Annotated in this window: 20 protein-coding genes and 1 pseudogene; 14 read left to right on the top strand and 7 right to left on the bottom strand. The window is 44.4% G+C overall.

Annotated features, from left to right (window positions below):
* Positions 1 to 319: 319 nt before the first annotated feature.
* The 5 genes from spoIIID to ACO1D1_RS25250 all read left to right on the top strand — a co-directional run bounded on the left by spoIIID (position 320) and on the right by ACO1D1_RS25250 (position 3,817).
* On the top strand, positions 320 to 592 hold the full coding sequence (gene spoIIID / locus ACO1D1_RS25270) for a sporulation transcriptional regulator SpoIIID (protein ID WP_149872315.1): 273 nt from the start codon (positions 320 to 322) through the stop codon (positions 590 to 592).
* A 186-nt stretch (positions 593 to 778) separates the two neighbouring features.
* Entirely contained in the window at positions 779 to 1,780 is a 1,002-nt protein-coding gene (locus tag ACO1D1_RS25265) for a rod shape-determining protein (RefSeq protein ID WP_423337540.1), read from the top strand.
* Positions 1,781 to 2,216: 436 nt separating this feature from the next.
* The gene (locus tag ACO1D1_RS25260) at positions 2,217 to 2,540 is read left to right on the top strand and encodes a DNA-directed RNA polymerase subunit beta (protein ID WP_423337539.1); all 324 of its coding nucleotides are present in this window, start codon (positions 2,217 to 2,219) and stop codon (positions 2,538 to 2,540) included.
* Positions 2,541 to 2,627: 87 nt separating this feature from the next.
* Positions 2,628 to 3,062, top strand: a complete 435-nt coding sequence (gene fabZ, locus ACO1D1_RS25255; RefSeq protein WP_149872313.1) for a 3-hydroxyacyl-ACP dehydratase FabZ — start codon at positions 2,628 to 2,630, stop codon at positions 3,060 to 3,062.
* A gap of 380 nt (positions 3,063 to 3,442) precedes the next feature.
* Positions 3,443 to 3,817 (top strand): hypothetical protein, encoded by a 375-nt coding sequence (locus tag ACO1D1_RS25250; protein WP_423337538.1) that lies wholly within the window; start codon positions 3,443 to 3,445, stop codon positions 3,815 to 3,817.
* A 144-nt stretch (positions 3,818 to 3,961) separates the two neighbouring features.
* Here the strand turns inward: ACO1D1_RS25250 and ACO1D1_RS25245 are convergent, their stop codons facing one another.
* Positions 3,962 to 4,225, bottom strand: a complete 264-nt coding sequence (locus tag ACO1D1_RS25245) for a hypothetical protein (protein WP_423337537.1) — start codon at positions 4,223 to 4,225, stop codon at positions 3,962 to 3,964.
* Positions 4,226 to 4,363: 138 nt separating this feature from the next.
* Complete coding sequence (locus tag ACO1D1_RS25240) at positions 4,364 to 4,795, bottom strand: YwpF-like family protein (protein WP_149872312.1); 432 nt, start codon at positions 4,793 to 4,795, stop codon at positions 4,364 to 4,366.
* A gap of 243 nt (positions 4,796 to 5,038) precedes the next feature.
* Between ACO1D1_RS25240 and ACO1D1_RS25235 the strand changes: the two genes are divergently transcribed.
* Both ACO1D1_RS25235 and ACO1D1_RS25230 read left to right on the top strand, forming a co-directional pair.
* Positions 5,039 to 5,416: a single-stranded DNA-binding protein gene (locus ACO1D1_RS25235; RefSeq protein WP_149872311.1), complete on the top strand. Its 378-nt coding sequence runs from the start codon at positions 5,039 to 5,041 to the stop codon at positions 5,414 to 5,416.
* The gene (locus tag ACO1D1_RS25230; RefSeq protein WP_149872310.1) at positions 5,400 to 5,624 is read left to right on the top strand and encodes a hypothetical protein; all 225 of its coding nucleotides are present in this window, start codon (positions 5,400 to 5,402) and stop codon (positions 5,622 to 5,624) included. Before ACO1D1_RS25235 ends, ACO1D1_RS25230 begins: the two co-directional genes overlap by 17 nt.
* Before the next feature lie 457 nt (positions 5,625 to 6,081).
* On the opposite strand, the gene ACO1D1_RS25225 is transcribed toward ACO1D1_RS25230, so the two are convergent.
* Positions 6,082 to 6,495: a helix-turn-helix domain-containing protein gene (locus ACO1D1_RS25225; protein WP_423337536.1), complete on the bottom strand. Its 414-nt coding sequence runs from the start codon at positions 6,493 to 6,495 to the stop codon at positions 6,082 to 6,084.
* A gap of 230 nt (positions 6,496 to 6,725) precedes the next feature.
* On the opposite strand from ACO1D1_RS25225, the gene ACO1D1_RS25220 reads away from it, so the two are divergent.
* The 7 genes from ACO1D1_RS25220 to ACO1D1_RS25190 all read left to right on the top strand — a co-directional run bounded on the left by ACO1D1_RS25220 (position 6,726) and on the right by ACO1D1_RS25190 (position 12,697).
* Entirely contained in the window at positions 6,726 to 7,145 is a 420-nt protein-coding gene (locus tag ACO1D1_RS25220; protein WP_423337535.1) for a hypothetical protein, read from the top strand.
* A 389-nt stretch (positions 7,146 to 7,534) separates the two neighbouring features.
* On the top strand, positions 7,535 to 8,653 hold the full coding sequence (locus tag ACO1D1_RS25215) for a 3D domain-containing protein (protein WP_423337534.1): 1,119 nt from the start codon (positions 7,535 to 7,537) through the stop codon (positions 8,651 to 8,653).
* Positions 8,654 to 8,953: 300 nt separating this feature from the next.
* Positions 8,954 to 10,015: a hypothetical protein gene (locus ACO1D1_RS25210; RefSeq protein ID WP_423337533.1), complete on the top strand. Its 1,062-nt coding sequence runs from the start codon at positions 8,954 to 8,956 to the stop codon at positions 10,013 to 10,015.
* Positions 10,016 to 10,077: 62 nt separating this feature from the next.
* Positions 10,078 to 10,335, top strand: a complete 258-nt coding sequence (locus tag ACO1D1_RS25205; RefSeq protein ID WP_423337532.1) for a DUF3949 domain-containing protein — start codon at positions 10,078 to 10,080, stop codon at positions 10,333 to 10,335.
* 151 nt (positions 10,336 to 10,486) lie between these two features.
* Complete coding sequence (locus tag ACO1D1_RS25200) at positions 10,487 to 11,590, top strand: glycosyl hydrolase family 18 protein (protein ID WP_423337531.1); 1,104 nt, start codon at positions 10,487 to 10,489, stop codon at positions 11,588 to 11,590.
* Positions 11,591 to 11,770: 180 nt separating this feature from the next.
* Positions 11,771 to 12,031 (top strand): hypothetical protein, encoded by a 261-nt coding sequence (locus tag ACO1D1_RS25195; protein ID WP_423337530.1) that lies wholly within the window; start codon positions 11,771 to 11,773, stop codon positions 12,029 to 12,031.
* 246 nt (positions 12,032 to 12,277) lie between these two features.
* Entirely contained in the window at positions 12,278 to 12,697 is a 420-nt protein-coding gene (locus tag ACO1D1_RS25190; RefSeq protein ID WP_423337529.1) for a VOC family protein, read from the top strand.
* A gap of 52 nt (positions 12,698 to 12,749) precedes the next feature.
* On the opposite strand, the gene ACO1D1_RS25185 is transcribed toward ACO1D1_RS25190, so the two are convergent.
* The 4 genes and pseudogenes from ACO1D1_RS25185 to ACO1D1_RS25170 form a co-directional block, all read right to left on the bottom strand.
* Positions 12,750 to 15,866: a DEAD/DEAH box helicase gene (locus tag ACO1D1_RS25185; RefSeq protein WP_423337528.1), complete on the bottom strand. Its 3,117-nt coding sequence runs from the start codon at positions 15,864 to 15,866 to the stop codon at positions 12,750 to 12,752.
* A gap of 419 nt (positions 15,867 to 16,285) precedes the next feature.
* Positions 16,286 to 16,792 (bottom strand): hypothetical protein, encoded by a 507-nt coding sequence (locus ACO1D1_RS25180; protein WP_423337527.1) that lies wholly within the window; start codon positions 16,790 to 16,792, stop codon positions 16,286 to 16,288.
* Positions 16,793 to 16,855: 63 nt separating this feature from the next.
* Positions 16,856 to 17,029 carry a hypothetical protein gene (locus ACO1D1_RS25175; RefSeq protein WP_423337526.1) on the bottom strand — a complete coding sequence of 58 codons (174 nt, stop codon included), beginning with the start codon at positions 17,027 to 17,029 and terminating at the stop codon, positions 16,856 to 16,858.
* Positions 17,030 to 17,036: 7 nt separating this feature from the next.
* Positions 17,037 to 17,351 (bottom strand): annotated as a pseudogene (locus tag ACO1D1_RS25170) (hypothetical protein); the annotation flags it as partial.

Genomic DNA, 17,351 nt, shown 5'->3' with positions numbered 1-17,351 from the left:
CAAAAAACTTCCTGAACGCCTTGTCCTGTTTGTGGATTTTGTGCATAAACCCGTATCCAAGCTAATAAAATGGTTACAAACCTTTACAAAGAGAGTGTTTGAGGTGAAGAGTCGTTTGAAGTTAACGGACATTCAGTCGGGGACATGATTAGTCATTGTATAATCAGAAAGTACATTCCTTTCTGCCGCATGGTGGTAATAGTGTAAATGGTGTCAGGCACCTATAACATTATTTGTATTGTGCGGATGCAGTATTCGTCGAAGTGATAAGCGGGTCTCATTTCACACTTCTCACATCCATATTAGGGAGGGCGAGAGTGTGCACGATTACATCAAAGAGAGAACTATCAAGATTGGAAAGTATATCGTGGAGACGAGGAAAACGGTTCGCGTGATTGCGAAGGAGTTTGGCGTATCCAAAAGTACAGTCCATAAGGATTTGACAGAGAGGCTGCCTGAAATTAATCCAGAGCTGGCAAACGAGGTTAAGGAAATATTAGATTATCATAAATCCATCCGTCATCTCAGGGGCGGCGAGGCGACAAAAATGAAATATCAAAAAGAAGAAGCGGAAGGAGAGGCTGTTAAATAAGCAGCCTTTTTTTCTACCGGCGGTCGTCCAATAGTCCCTTTTTAAAAAAAATCCTTCTATACCGACACATTTCCACAAAAGTCTACGAATTTTTAAGTTATCGTTTTGGAAATTAATATGAATATGATACAATAAACAATTAGGAAAAGTATGTGGATTTGGTTTCCAAGGAGGAAAGAAAAGAGAATGTTTGCAAGGGATATTGGAATTGACCTAGGAACGGCCAACGTGCTGATTCACGTAAAAGGCCGTGGAATTGTACTGAACGAACCTTCCGTCGTGGCAATAGACAAAAATACAAATCGTGTTTTAGCAGTTGGTGAGGAAGCCCGCCGCATGGTCGGCCGGACACCAGGGAACATCGTCGCCATCAGACCGCTGAAAGACGGCGTGATTGCTGATTTTGATGTAACAGAAGCGATGTTAAAGCATTTTATTAATAAGTTAAACGTAAAGGGCTTTTTATCGAAGCCGCGTATCCTGATCTGCTGCCCAACAAACATTACAAGTGTTGAGCAAAAGGCAATCAGGGAAGCTGCTGAAAAGAGCGGTGGCAAGAAGATTTATTTGGAGGAAGAGCCGAAGGTGGCGGCAATCGGCGCCGGAATGGACATCTTCCAGCCAAGCGGGAACATGGTAGTGGACATCGGGGGAGGAACGACAGATGTTGCAGTGCTTTCAATGGGCGATATCGTGACTTCTTCCTCTATCAAAATGGCCGGCGACAAGTTTGACGCGGAAATCCTTAGCTACATCAAGCGCGAGTACAAGCTGTTGATCGGTGAGCGTACATCAGAAAATATTAAAATCAACATCGGCACAGTCTTCCCAGGCTCACGTTCAGAGGAAATGGAAATTCGCGGCCGTGACATGGTGAGCGGTCTGCCGCGCACGATTACTGTTCGGTCTGAAGAAATCGAAGGCGCCCTTCGTGAATCGGTTGCCGTGATCGTGCAAGCTGCAAAAAGTGTCCTTGAGCGCACACCACCAGAGCTTTCTGCTGACATCATCGACCGCGGCGTCATCTTAACAGGCGGCGGAGCATTGCTGCACGGCATCGATATGCTGCTTGCGGAAGAGCTGAAGGTTCCTGTGTTAGTTGCCGAAAACCCAATGGATTGCGTTGCAATCGGGACGGGCATTATGCTTGATAACATCGACCGCCTTCCAAATCGCAAGTTAGGGTAATTTTTTGGAAAAAGTGCTTCATCCTAATGGGGATTTTTTGAAAAAATACTTTCCCATCCAAATCGGTTGATTTCGTCGGGGAACGTGGTATGACATCTTACCACAGTGTGTAAGTTCAACCTAACAATTTATGGAAGACGATTCCTTTGAAAAGTCTAATGAAGCAGGCTGGGCTGGCCTCAATCATTGGGCTTTTTTATTTTTTTGCTCGGGTTTCCAAATTTCCCCGAACCCCAAAATCCCGCTCCAATCGTCAAATTTAGAGCCATTTTTGCAAGAAATGACTTTTTTCTGTAAAAAATTAATGTCTAATGCTGTATAATTTTTTATAATAGAGATAATGAACTTTTTGAATTAGCAATTTTTATAAAATAAATCGGTTATAATATGTAATAACTCGCGGAATGAACGGAATCCGGTTAAAGGGGAATTAGGAATGTCTGTAGATAATCTGAATCACCAACAAGCACGAACGAGGGAAGAATATAAAAAGGCAAAGCTCGATGCGGATCAAGAGAGCAAGAGCGAAAAGTTGCAGGCGGATGGGGAAAAGGCCGCGGCCGCACCGCATTCAAATAGGCGGGTCCGGATTCGCTTAATCCCGATTTGGCTTCGTCTGCTTCTTTTAGTTGTCTTGATTTTTGCCAGTGTGACGTCTGGTGCAGCCGTCGGATACGGGATGCTTGGCGGCGGGAAAATGGCAGATGTTTTTAAACAATCAACTTGGACACATATACTCGATTTAGTCGGGAAGAAATAATCGGGAAGGGCCTTGCGATTGCCCTTCCCTTTTGTATGCCTTTAATAGTAAAATAGGGAGTAAATACTAGTAGGAGGTACTAATTCTATGCTCGATATCGAACAAATCAAAGAAATTATTCCCCACCGCTATCCCTTTTTGCTGGTCGATCGCATTTTGGAAGTGGAAGAAGGAAAAAGAGCCGTCGGCATTAAAAATGTTTCCGCCAACGAGGAATTTTTCAATGGGCATTTTCCTGACTATCCGGTAATGCCTGGCGTTTTAATCGTGGAAGCACTTGCGCAGGTTGGCGCTGTCGCTGTTTTGAAAAAGGAAGAAAACCGCGGCCGCTTAGCCTTTTTTGCAGGCATCGACAATTGCCGCTTCAAAAAGCAAGTCAAGCCCGGCGACCAGCTGCGCCTTGAGGTCGAAATGGTGCGCCTGCGCGGACCAATCGGCAAGGGCAAAGCCGTTGCAACCGTTGACGGCGAAATTGCCTGTGAAGCCGACATCACCTTTGCCTTAGGCGAGAAAAAGGAATAATTCCGCACTTGAGCGCGCTAGTTGGATAAGTGAACAGTAAGTAGTCTAACCGTTAAACACGAGATTTCCCATAGGAAATCTTGTGTTTTTTTGTTTTGGAAGGGTTCTTTTGGACAAAATAGCGTTGGATTTGGGGGGAGTGTCCATTAGAAAGGGGCTATTGGACAAAATAGTGTGAGACTTATGGGGGAGTGTCCATTAGAAGGGGGCTATTGCACAAAATAGTGTGAGACTTATGAGGGAATGTCGATTAGAACGGCTCTGTTGGACAAGCTAACGAAAGATTTAAGAAAACTGTCCTTCAGTCATTGGATAAAGCTTCCTGTAAACATTTATATAACAGTGGGGATGCTAAAAAAAGACCATTTTAGGTCAATTTTGTGTTGAAAGGGGCTTTTCGCTTGAAGAAAAAGTTATTCTTAATGCTTGCCGGTTCACTCTTCTCGGCCGTATTGCTAGTTGGCTGTAACAATGATAATCAAAATCCGCCACCGCCAACGAATAATAATGTTAACACACCGGCAGATAACAATTTAAATGATAATATGGACAGGAATAACAACAGGAATAACAACAGGAATAACAACCTGGATAACAACTTAAATAACAACCTAGACAACAACGGTCACTATCCAGAGTCAGAGGACAAAAACACACCTACAGACAAAGACCCTGGGAAGGACAACAACACACCAAGGGAAGATATCATCGAGGATGACATCGACCGCAACGACCGAGACAACAAAGACGAGTAAAACCGAACAAAGACAAACAACCGGACAAAGAACAAAAAAAACAAAAAAAGTCAGGCACCGACTCCGGTGCCTGACACCCTTACCAACATAAGGATAGTGCCTACTCCATTAATGGTGCCTGACACCCTTTCTAACACACTGAGGTTAGAATGCTCCGCCGGTGGAGAATAGGACTGCTGCGACAACGATTAGGAAGATGAATAAGATATATAGCAAGATTGCCACGATGGTTATAATCCACCCGAGGACTTTCCGTCCAGTTTTGATCAAGTAAATTCCTACAGCAATTGGACCGAAGATTAATCCTAAAATCGCCCATAGCCAGCGGCTCTTATTATGCTTCGGCGCGTCAATAAATAAATAAATAGCCATAATTAAACTGATAATAATTCCAATAGAACTTTCCACTTTATTACCTCCTTTTACAATATTTGAACAATACTAATAGTATCGCTAGGATTTGTCAAAAAATCAACAAAAATGTAAATCCTCCCTCTTTTTCGCCACAATAAAAACCAGCGCGAGGACTGGTTTGTGGCAAATCAATTACGGATTTTTTACTTTAATTTTTGGCTTACTCTTCATTTTTTCTTTAAATTCAGTGAGAAGTTCTGCTCCTGAAAGCCCTTTTTGCATCAGGTTGTCGAGCAGGAGCTCGGAATAATCACTTTTATTGCGGCGTAAATGGCCTTGAAATAACACACTTATATAGTTTTCGAATTTTAGCAAGTTGCAAATCTTCGTTTGAAAATAGGCAGGGGCGTTTTCTTTTTTCGTAATCACCGCTTCGACAATGATGTCGCGGTTTTGCTCGGAAATTTTTTTGAAATAATCATAAAGGGACAGGTCGGTATAAGCCTCAATCAGCCAAGTGGAGCGATCATCTTCTTTATTCAAAATCAAACCGTCGACCAACGGAACCTCAACCGCAGCGTCTTCTTCCACAACATCCAATGAGTATAACTTAAAAGTTTTCATGCGATCCTCCTGTTCTTTTTTCCTAAATTATAACATACAGCGGGAAAAAGCAAATGTCGAAAAATATCTGGCCATATTTCGATAATATGCGATAAATGGAAAAAGGACCCTTTATATTGACAAAAAACTCCTCGAAACAGCAAAAATTTCGACAAAAACCTCCCTGATAATGGCTTTATCGCGATTTTACAACAATTCCATCGAGGGGCTATGATTAAGCCATCACCGAAAGGAGTTGAAGACATGATTAATCAGGTTACACTTGTCGGCCGATTAACCCGTGATCCCGAGTTAAACAAGACCCCGGATGGGACGGCTGTCACCCAAATAACGGTGGCAGTAAACCGCCATTTTCGCAACCATAATGGAGAAATTGAAGCCGATTTCGTTCAATGTACGATATGGCGAAAGGCTGCGGAGAATACATGCCAATATTGTCGAAAGGGGTCGATTGTTGGAATTACCGGCAGGCTGCAAACCCGCTATTATGACAATCGTGAGGGCAAGAGGGTGTACGTCACCGAGGTAATTGCGGATGCGGTCCGCTTCCTGAGTGCCAAACCGAACAATTCCCCGCCTGAGCCAAAGAAGGAGGAAGTGCCAATTGGAAATGAAAGATGAAGCCGCCAGAAACCTGGAGCAACTGCTGGAAAGCTTAATAAAAATGGTTGGAAAAGCAAATAAAAATGTCGACAGCTTGCAAAAGCGCGTCAATCAGTTGGAATGGCTAATAAGAGAGCAGGAACTAGAATTCAAGCAACGAGGCCCCACCCAAATTTACTCCAGACACCCACACGAGCATGCAAACAAATTTCCTATACATCTTTGAAAAAGTACAGTATTCGACAATTTACACCACAGATCTACTTCATGAGTTGCTTTATTTTTGGAAAAAACATCCCCGCAACGGTTTCGGTTGTTAGAGAAAATCAAACATCCCTCCGTCATCATCTCCAAATTTCCGGCAGGTTAGCTGCCGGATTTTTTTTCGTTAAAATACTGGCGCGAACAGGGGAATTTTGAATTTGCAAATAATAGGGGCGGATTTAAAATAAAGGGTACCAAATCATAGGCTGGTTGCAAACATGCGAAGCGGCCGCGGAGATTACTTTTAAAAAAAATTAAATTTCCATGTTTAAAAATCAGCAAGCGGGGTAAACTATTAGAAAAACCCCCCTGTTTTTTTTATGAAGCCGCTGAACTTGTGACAGCGGCTTCTTTGTTTTAGCTGGGAAGAAAGTATAAGAGCAACTACGCCTTTGTCATCGCCAATCGGCGAGTTTTCTTTAGAATTTGTCTTTATGTCTCTTTTCTAACTTAATAAAGCTTGTAATAGCATCTGAAAAAAAGCGCCTGCGTTTCGGTCCGACGAGGGAAAGATCGACGAGGGCCTTTTTTAGTTCTGGTTCATTTTCCAAAAGCTGAAGGATCCTGCCCATATCGGGATCCTCCGGATTTTCCTTCAGTACATAGCCCGGCGCCTCGACGTTTGGCAGCAGTCGATCAAGCTCCTCGACCAAATACTCCTTGTCTACCTTGTATACTTCCGCAAAACGAATGACCGTTTGATAATTAGGAATTGCCTTGGCATTTTCATAGCGACTAACCGTTGAACGGTGCATATTCATCATGCTTGCAAGTGTTTCCTGCGACCAGTTTTGCTTCTCGCGAAGTTCCTTTAATTTTTCCGATAATGACATCTTTTTTCACCGCCGTCATAACCATTGATGTTTTAAACTTAGCGGTTTAACGGTCTGTAGGGCGCAATTGTGCCGGTTACGCACATTTTAAACTGTGGGAAATATGCACGGTCATAAAAAATACATATATTAGAAGTTTGGTTAGCAGGGGAAAGAAAAATTATTGTCGAATAATAATGGGCGATTACTGTAAAAATTAATCGATTACTGTAAATATTGGGGGTATTTTTTTGAAAAATATAAATTCTATAATCGTCCTGGGAAAGCAGGTCGACAGCCGGGATTCACCCATTACATCTAAACCGAGCTTTCATGATGCACTCCAACTTACACATCAGTCACCCACATCTTCAAAGGACTCTTCCTATCAATCTTTTCCTCTGGAAGACGACACTCATATTTCTTTGCATTACTCTAATTATACATTCGAGGCTAGTCTTGAAAACCGAACAATCAGTATTTCCAAAGACGGAGGCGCTCTAACGGAAGAAGAGGCCTACAAAGAACTATCCCATTTTATTATGAAAGAAGGAACAAAGGTTTCCTTTCTGGCGCTTCCCCCTCATCGGAAAACCCGGCCAAGAAAGCGGAAGAATAAACGTGTCCTGGAGGAGGGGAAGGAACTGGGAGAGGAGCTAGGGGAGGAATAAGATATTCATTCTAGGAAATTCAAACAACAAGAACATGCTTGAACGGGATCGAGAAGACGACCGACAGCACCTCGCTCCATCGTCTACAAAAACAGTAATATATCTAAATCTGAGAAAAGGTTCCGGATGGTGGATGCATCCTGAACCTTTTTTGTTTACAGTGTCCACCCAAGATGGACACTGTCCACGGATGGTGCCTGACACCCTTTGTACTATTTGCACCGTGATAAAAGTACTGATTTATTTGTCCCAAAGATAGACGCTGTTATGCCACAGTTTAGACACTTTTTCGTGAAATAAGACAAATTGTGATACACTTTTAATATTTTTGTAACATAACTGGTACATTGTTTTGATATAACTAGGTTACTAAGGAAAGGAGAAAGTGTATGCAAACGACTAGCAAGCGTATCACTCTCGTGTTACTTACATTGATGTTATGTGTATCAGGTTCAATTGTTACATATGCACAAACAAACAGCGATGCCCTACATAATGCACAGCAGCAGCTACAAGAAAAAAGTAGATTAGTAGAGCAAAAGGAACAAGAAAAGCAATCGGTAAATAAAGAAATACAAAATATTCAACAAGAATTAGAATCTCTTTACAGTGAGATTACAAAGAACAAAGACGAAATGACAAAGACTCAAGCGAAAATCGATGAAACGAACAAACTCATTGAAGCGAAAAAAGAAGAGATCGTTGTGCTTGAGGACAAAATGCTTGGCCGCCAAGATATTATGAAAAAACGAGCGGTTGCGATGCAGCAAAATAGTAATGTCAATCTCATTGTCAACCTATTCTTTGAATCTGACAGTATCTCAGACTTTATCCAGCGCGCCAGTGCTGCGTCCACATTAATGGATGCGGATAAAGACATTTTGACAGCACAAAAAGCGGACTTGAAACAGATTGAAAAAGATAAAGAAGAGATCGATCGTCAAGAAAGAGTACTAGAAGAAGGTCAAAAGGCGCTGGCTGCACAGCAGACCTTACTTGATCAAAACATGCAAAAAAGACAGCAATCGCTGACTGTCATGCAAGAAAAGTATACTCAAATCGCACAGCAAGTGGCACTTGCCGAGCAAGAAAAGGCCGGCATCGAAGGCCAAATGAAAGATATTCAAGCAAAAATCAGCATGGAGCAGGCAGCGGCAAAAGCGCGGACTGCATCAGCAGCGCCAGCTTCATCGTCTCAGAATACTATTGGTGTGGCGATAAAAGGAAAAGAAATGTACGTGACGGCTACTGCTTATACTCCATTTGACGGAGGAACGATTACGGCAGCTGGTTACGATATTGCCGCCAATCCGAATATGAAATTGATTGCTGTCGATCCATCGGTTATCCCTATGGGCAGTAAAGTATGGGTAGAAGGCTACGGCGTAGCTGTTGCCGGCGATACTGGCGGTGCCATTAAAGGTCACAAAATCGACGTGTTAATGCCAACAAAAGCAGCCGCGTATGCTTGGGGCAGAAAAACCGTAAAAATCACCATTCTAGAATAGAACCTTGCTTCGAGAAACGAAAAAGTTCCAAAAAGAGATCTAACACTTCAAAAAAGCGTTAGGTCTCTTTTTTTATCCCTTATCGCTCCTATACCCTCATTTCCCACCTTTAAAACATCAATATATGAAAAAAGGTGCCTGACACCCATTCTAATGTTTTGACGGTGAACAGGTGGTTTTAGGTGGTTTAGGTGGTTTTGGGCTGTGGATGTCTTTTTTTATTTGCCTTTTTTGTTCTCGGTAATTGGATATTTATGTTAAAATAGAACTATAAAGTATGACTGTTCTCAGGAGGAAGACATGTTAACGATCCCGAAAAAGAAGTGGCTTTGGTTCGGCTTATTACTGTCCTTGGTGTTGGGTTCAAATGTGATGGTTTACCGGGTTGAGTGGGCGGCCACGCTTCCGCCAGAAATGGCTTTGGGCTCCTTATTCGACTTCATCATTACCATCCCTTTACTCGTTTACCTTTTTATCATCCGAAAGCGGTACTCCCTAAAAACTCTACTGCCTGTCATGCTTGTGGGTTATGGCGCCGCGGTACTGATTATTCCACAAGGCCTCATGTCAGACTATTCGTTTGTAAAATATATCGTATTTGCCGGTGAGGGAGCGTTCCTCCTGATTGAACTTTACATTGTCTATCAACTGATTGTGAAAATACCGGCGATCTTGAAAAGCTACCGCAATGCCGCAACCGTCAATCCCACCTTTCATCATCGCATGGCGGAAGCATGGAATCAGCATCTGGAATCATCGAGGATGCGCGAGATCCTTTTTTCAGAAATGGCGATGTATTATTACAGCTTATTTTCGTGGAGAAAAAAGCCGGTAAATGATGCGCAAACGTTCACGTATCATAAAAAGACCGGAGCCATCGCGGTCTACGTCATGCTGATTCACGCAATTGTATTGGAATCGGTAGGGTTTCACTTTTTGCTTCATTCGTGGAATCCCACTGTAGCCATCATTGCATTAGTATTAAACTTGTACGCCTTATTTTTCTTCGTGGCAGAAATCCAGGCAATCAGGCTGTGCCCCATTAGGATTACCGATCAGCATGTCTATTTGCAGGTCGGCATCACGAGGCAGGTAACCGTTCCTCTTGAGGAAATTAAAAGTTTTCACTATTATCAAGGCCCTGAAAAATTAACAAAAACGGAAGCTAGACATGTTTTCGATGCAAGCGCAGCGGATTTTATAAAAGAAAAGCCTACGTTTGAAATCGAGTTTCATCAACCGCTTGATGCCAGCTTTATGTACGGAATCAAGAAAAAAGTGAGCAAGGCACACCTCCGCCTCGATGAGCCGCAGCAATTTTATCAATTACTTTCGGAAAAAATACGCGAGAGGGACATATAATCCAATAAATCGTTGCGTCGCATGTATTACTTTTTCAAAAAAATAAAAAGGGGTTGAACTGAATGGGTTTATCGGTGACGTTATGGGCGCTTGGCGGCTACGTTCTATTATCGTTATTGTTGTTGCCAATGCAGTATTCCTATATTAAGGAATTGAAAAAGATGGATAAAAAGCGGCGGGAGCAAGGAATCAGGCAGGATGAAATGTATGATAAAATGAGTTTTGAGGAGCAGCAGTTGAGTTTTAACGCCCAAGGGAACTTTATATTTATCGGCGCCAACGTGTTCGCCACACTCCTGTATAAATTTAAAAATAGATAAATAAGGAAAATGGCTATCAAGGTGATAGTCATTTTTTATTTCAATGGATTTCGTGTATGGAAAAAACCAGCCCTTTGATGGGGAAAATCAATTCGTGAATAAGATGCACCTTTTCTAATCAACTTAAGAAATAGGAAGAAGGTGTATTATAGTGAAAAAATGTTATTGGTCATTCACGATCATTTCTTTAAGCATGGCCTTATTGCTGCTGTCATCCTGCAGTCAGGTACAATCAAAAAAGGAACCCAAAAAGGATAAAGCGCCTCGTGAGGTTTTAGGGTTCTATACGGAAAAGGAAGGAACGTATCCAGGGTCTCAGCCTACCGTTGACTCGCAATCTGCCAGTTTAAGCATTATTGCCCCCTTTTGGTATAAGCTTGATGATAAACGTCCGGGCAGTCTGATCGATTCCGTTACCGCAGATCATAAGAAAAAGGTTATTCAGCGTGCTCATGAAAAAGACGTGAAAGTATATATGGTTGTACATAATCTCTTTTATGAAACTGTGGAGAAGGGCAAGCAGGTAGCGAGTACTGTACTCGATAACGAGAATAACCGCGATGTTTTCATTCAGAACTTACGCAATGAAATGAATCAGTTTCAATATGACGGGATGAATATTGACATGGAAAATTTGTATTTGACGGACCGAGATTCCTTTAGTTTGTTCATCAAAAATTTGGCTGATGCACTGCATGAGGATGGAAAAGCAGTGACGGTTTCAGTCCCGGCAAACACAGGTGATTCCCGTGCAAATCCCTGGTCACCGTGGTTTGATTACGAAAAACTTGGTCAATATTCAGATGGGTTAATGATTATGACATACGATGAGCACAACCCTAGAACAAAACCCGGTCCATCTGCATCATTCGATTGGACAGAAGCAACGATTCGTTATGCTTTGAAAAATAAAGTACCATCTTCAAAAATTTTACTCGGTATCGCAAGTTATGGATGGGACTGGGATACAACAGCAGGCAAGGCCAAGTATAGCTCCTATAAAGAGTTAATGGATCAGAAGAAAAAATACAAAGCGAAAGTTCAATGGGACTCCCGTTCGCAAACCCCTCATTTCAGTTACGTAGATCAAGAACAACATAGCCACGAGGTATGGTTTGAGAATAGCGATAGTCTGCGGTTTAAGCTCAACCTTGTAGAAAAATATGACTTACGGGGGATCGGGATTTGGCGGCTCGGCTTAGAAGATCCCGTGTACTGGACGACCATACCCGAGAAAATAAAAGTAAAAAAGTGATGGGATGGTCTCTCAACTTCTGAACGTATGGGTACAGCAAAAACAAGAGGGCTATGAGGTAATAAAACGTTCACTTGCTGGACATTTCTACTAACTGCAGATGTTGCTGCTGCTTCTGTAAATATATTTCTTCTCCTTGGACAAACTTATTTTGTAGATTTAATCAAGGAGGAATGAACGATGGTAAACGATTTTAAACAGGAAATGGAACGTATTTGGGGTGAAACGTGTGGTTCATGGGAAAATTGTACGGAGAAAAACATTCAGTCTTTCTTAGCACAATGCTTAGAAAAGAGCATTGACCCACAATATTGTATGAGTTGGGTCGAGCAGCATAGCAACCAAATCCCTGATTGGTCAGCCGTTTCCAAGGTATCTCTTGATTGGGTAAATGAACATACGTCAACTGGTTCGCCTATTAATGGACATGAACCTCAGTAACAAGGAGAGAAATGCTCTCCTCTTTTTTTAGCAGATAGGAAAGTATAAACTTTCCTATCATGCATAAGTGCAACTACGCCTCTGTCCTCGCCAATCGGCGAGTTTTCTTTATGCTTGAAGTTATACCGTTCCTGCTTTTGTAATGGAATTCCCTCCCAAAAAATTTACACCTATTCAAACTAACTTTTGATAAAATGGGGCTGATTAGGTAAATAGATTAACAGTTAATACAGGAGGAGAAATAGGGTGAATGAAAAATTATTGCGGGTAGGAACTACGTATATCCCCGTTTCAAATGTAGAACGTTCTGCTGAATGGTATGTAAGCAAATTGGGGGCAGAGTTAAACTATAAAGGTGAAGACAAGGCCATTGTTGATTTGGCGAACCAAAGTATTTTCCTCGTTAAATCAAAAGAAAATCAAAGTGCAAATTTCTATGATGTGCATGGGGAAGAGCGTTTTTCTATCACATTCGAGGTCAATGGATTAAATGCTTTAGAAGAAATACATACGAACTTTAAGGAAAAAGATGTGAGAGTGGGAGAGATTGAAGACAGAGGACATGCCGGGAGAAATTTTATTTTTTATGATGTAGATGGGAATAAATTTGATGTGTGGAGTGAACTTAGCCCAATCTTTAAAGAAAAATATTTAGGCAAGTCGTGATGGAGGAATGGCCCAGTACAGTACTGGGCCATTTCATTTTTTAGTGGTGCCATCACCCCAAATAAACTAAGTCCTTCAGTTCATCGGTCGACAGCTCGGTGATCCAGTTTTCACTTGTAATAATTTGATCATTTAAATGCTGCTTTTTCTCGAGCATGGCGTCAATTTTCTCCTCGAGTGTTCCGGTGCAAATCAGCTTATGCACGTGGACAAACCTGGACTGGCCAATCCGGTAGGCGCGGTCAGTGGCCTGGTTCTCAACGGCCGGATTCCACCAGCGGTCATAGTGAATGACGTGATTCGCCGCCGTCAGATTCAAGCCGGTTCCGCCCGCCTTCAACGACAGCAGGAACACCGGGAACTCGCCGGCCTGGAACCGCTCAATCATGCGGTCACGCTGCGCCTTTGGTACACTTCCATTTAAAAATGGCACCTCAACGCCAAATTTCTTCTTCACTGTCGTCCGGATCATTTCACCCATCTCGATATATTGCGTGAAAATCAGACAGCTTTCACCCTGCTCCAAAACCGCATCCACCAGCTCGACAAGCTTCTCCATCTTATTAGAACGATCGAGAAGATCGCGCGCCGCGGCCCGCTCTTTTAAATAAAGCGCAGGATGATTGCAAAGCTGCTTCAAGCGGCCGAGCATTTGTAAAATTAACCCCTTGCGCTCAAAGCCCGATAATTTTTCAATTTCGGCAAATGTATCGTGGATCAGCTGCTCGTACAGCGACGCCTGTTCAGCCGTCAATGGGCAGTATTCCTTTTGCTCCAGCTTATCAGGGAGATTCAGGGCGACTTCTTCATCCTTTTTCGTCCTCCGCAGCAGGAACGGCCGAATCAATGATTGCAGCTGCTGCACTTTTTCCTTTTTCTCATCCTTTTCGATGGGGATGACGAATTTCTTCTGAAATTGGCCCATGCTGCCAAGATAGCCGTGATTGGCGAAATCGAAGATCGACCATAGCTCGGAAAGGCGGTTTTCCATCGGCGTACCCGTCAAGGCGATGTGGTGGTTCCCGCGGAGCCTGCGTACGGCCTTCGATTGCTTCGTTTGCGCGTTCTTAATATTCTGCGCCTCATCAATCGCAATCGTGCTCCAAATTTTAGACTCGAACTCCTCAGAATCCAAGTGGCTTAGTCCATACGAAGTCAACACCACATCGGCAGCGTGCACCTTCTCGGAAAAAGCCTCCTCCTTCAGGCGGTTGGACCCGTAATGCAAATACACCTTCATCTCAGGAGCGAAACGCTCCAACTCCTTCTGCCAATTCCCCAGCACCGACGTCGGACAAATAATCAACGCCGCCCTCGTCGGAACCTTCACCTTAGCAGCGGGTGTGGATTCACCCTTCTTCATGGATACACCCTTCTTGATGGATTCCCCCGTTTTCCCGATAGGAATAGTGTTAACGGTGTCATTAAGGGTGTCAGGCACCGTTTCGTGATTCCCCACTGTGTTGATAGTGCTAACGGTGTCAGGCACCATTTCTTGGCTCGCCACCGTTCCAACTGTGTTAATTCCGTTAACGGTGTCATCCACCGCCATTTCATCTTTGACCTTTAATAGATAGGAGATGAGCTGGACGGTTTTGCCGAGGCCCATGTCGTCGGCGAGGCAGGCGCCGAAGCCGTACTGCCGCAGGAACCAGAGCCAGCTCATGCCAAGCTGCTGATACGGGCGGAGTTCGCCGTTCAGTCCTGCCGGAACTTCTTCTAACGGAATCTCGTGCACCTCCGACAGTTGCTTCACCATTTGCTTCCATTGCCGGTTTAACTCGATTTGGATCTTAGCGAACGCCTTCGGATTCTCCAGTTCATCCTCCCCGGACTCGCCGCTCTCTACCAGCTCCTGCTCAAGCAAATCACGGACATGCAGGCCTTCTTTCTCGGCTCGCTTCATCAAATCTTGTATTTGTCGAATAAACTGTGGATCAAGCTTCACCCAGCGGCCGCGGACATAGACAAGCCGCCGTTTCTCCTCGACAAGCTTCCCAAACTCCTCCTCAGACAAATCGACCCCGTTCATCGAAAAGCGCCAATTGAAATCAAGCATCGCCTGCAGCCCGACGAACGATGGACGGTGGCTCGATGAACCCTTCAGCGACGCCTTCACCTTCAAATTGGCATTTTTCATCGCCTGCCACCAGGAAGGGAGGAGGATCTCCACATCCAAAGCAAGCAGCGTCTCACTGGCCTCTGTTAAAAACATCCACGCTTCTTCCTCAGTCAAATGCGTCTTGAAAAAGCCATCCTCGCCCAGCCACGGAATCAATCGGACCCAGCGTTCCCGCTCACGATCGACCTTTTCTAAAAATGGCCGCCATTTCGCAGGAATCTTTGCCGAACCTTCAATATCGACAATCTGATCGACATCTTTCTTCCCGCGCAAAAATACATCCAGGGTCCACGCACCCTCACCGTCAACAGGTTCATCCAGCCGCAGCCCAATCGTAAACGGCGTGTCGCTTTCCTTAATTCCGACCCACTCAAGCCAGCTTTCTTCATCAAAATAACGGGCCAATTCGACACCGGAAATATTTTGCTTTTTCAACAGTTCCAGTTTCGGGCCGAACAGCTCCTTCATCGCCGAATTCCTTGTCAAATAGGCATCAAGAGCGCTGTTATATAAATCGGAAATATAGCTCTTGGTCGTGCCAAGACCTTTAGCAGAAGCAACGTCATCAGCCTCTTCCACATGGCCCTCAGCGGGGGCGTCGTTAGAATCAGTATCCATCTTTTGCTCCCAAAAGGAGGGATCAAATTCATCCTTTACTCGTTCCGGCAGCTTCCAGCGGAACTCACCGTGCTCCCACACCGAGAAATCCGGCAGCCAATCCTTTTCGACGATACCCTCGTAAAGAGAGAAGGCAGCTGCCAGACAAATCTCCGACTGATCGTTCCAATCCCACTCAACAAAGCGGTTAAACGACTCCTTGGCAAAAAGGGAAACCAGCTGCCAGCCGCTCACAACAACACCCTCAACGTCGTTCACCGTTTCCGTCTCAAGAATCGTCCCAAAAAAGCTTTCCTCATGGCTGCTAAAAACGAGGTTCTTCCACCTGAAAGGGTTCATATAGGCACCACGCTCATCCTGAGCCGTCAGAAGAAAGCGCCCATCCCCTAATTTAGTTGTCAGCAATTTCAAAAACCTAGTTTTCAGCATACATAATGTGCTCCTTTAAAAATTGGCTGTTTTCGTATAGAATGTTGCAATTTAAATGATTGTGCACTTAAAAAGTCACGAATACGATGTGAAGTTACACTGTAACAGCAAATTAATCTGATTTATCGGCGATTTTTGGAAGTTTATCAGCGAATTTTCAACTATATCGGCGAATCCAACCATTTTATCAGCGAATTTTTAATTATATCAGCGAATCCAAAATAGCAACAAACTTTTAGAAAAGAGCCTTAAAAAGTTTAATAAGGGCGGTTTCAACGATGCCAGGCACACCCTCAAGATGCTCGTTCGTGTCCACCTGGAGTGGAATGTGTCCACAAAGGGTGTCAGGCACCATTTACCATTTAATGGCGCCCCGAAACCGCTGAAACCACCAAACTGCAGAAACCCCCGCGGCGGGGTTAAGCCTCAATCAATTTACTCCGCCGGCACTCCTCATGAAATGCCCGCAGCCGTTTCGTTCGCTCCAGAAGCGTATCCAAAAAGTATTCCCAGTCGTCGACGCGCTTCAGCTTTTTATAGAGCGTCCGCAGCTTCTTCAAATGCCGAACCGCCAGCCGATAGCTCGCGCGATTCTTCTGGTCAATCTCGCGCTGCGCCGTCTGGTGAAGCATCGAGAGCAGCACCTCGGGCTGCTCCTTCTCAACCACTTTCAAGCGGTCCTTCGGCAAATCATAAAAGTCCAAGCCGACAAACGCCTGGAGCTCGCCCCAGCGCTCAAACTGCCCGCGCTCAAACAACATATACTCATACTCGCCGAAACTATACGGAAGCATCACGAGCAGCGCCCGCTCATACAAATCCAGCCGGTCACTTTCCGCACAATACGTCGCCACCGTCCGCAGCGCACCCCTTGTGAACATCGCACAACTATGATAGCCGCCGAGCGTATCCAAATACGGCTTCACTTTTGCAAAAACAGTTCAATCAACGGCCCGACACGGCGCCACGCCTTCAAGCCCGACAAATACTCAATCCAATACAGCAAGTACGGCGTAATTTCCTCCCGCCTGAAACATCCCGACAAGCTTCAACGCCCGCTCATCATCTCCGACCAGCAAATTCAAATGCACCCCGGCCACCATCAACGGCAGCGGGCTCTCCCAATCCTGAAGTCCCTTCAGACCCGCGTGAATCTTCGCCAACTCGTCGTCACGCCAATCCTTCTTTTTGAAAAAATGCACCCATAACAGCCGGTACAAATAAATCCGCTCGTACGCAAGCCCCTTTCGCGCACGTCATTAGCTCAAACGCATCGTCCTTCAGCCGTTCAATAAATTCATCAAACGCAAACGGGAGCGACTGCACGCCAATTTTCACCGCCAAATCCTCAGCATCATCGAGCATTTGCTGGAACAAATTCAAATAGGCGCGCTTCACCGTGATCTCGTCATGCCCGTGCTGGTCACTCAGCGCGGCCAGCTTCCGGAACGACACCACCAGCCCGACCAGCTCATGAGCAAACGC

Source organism: Neobacillus sp. 19, from assembly GCF_049463095.1.
Classification (GTDB): domain Bacteria; phylum Bacillota; class Bacilli; order Bacillales; family Cytobacillaceae; genus Neobacillus.
The sequence above is the reverse complement of the archived record's forward strand: the minus strand, read 5'-3'. Positions and strand labels throughout refer to the sequence as shown.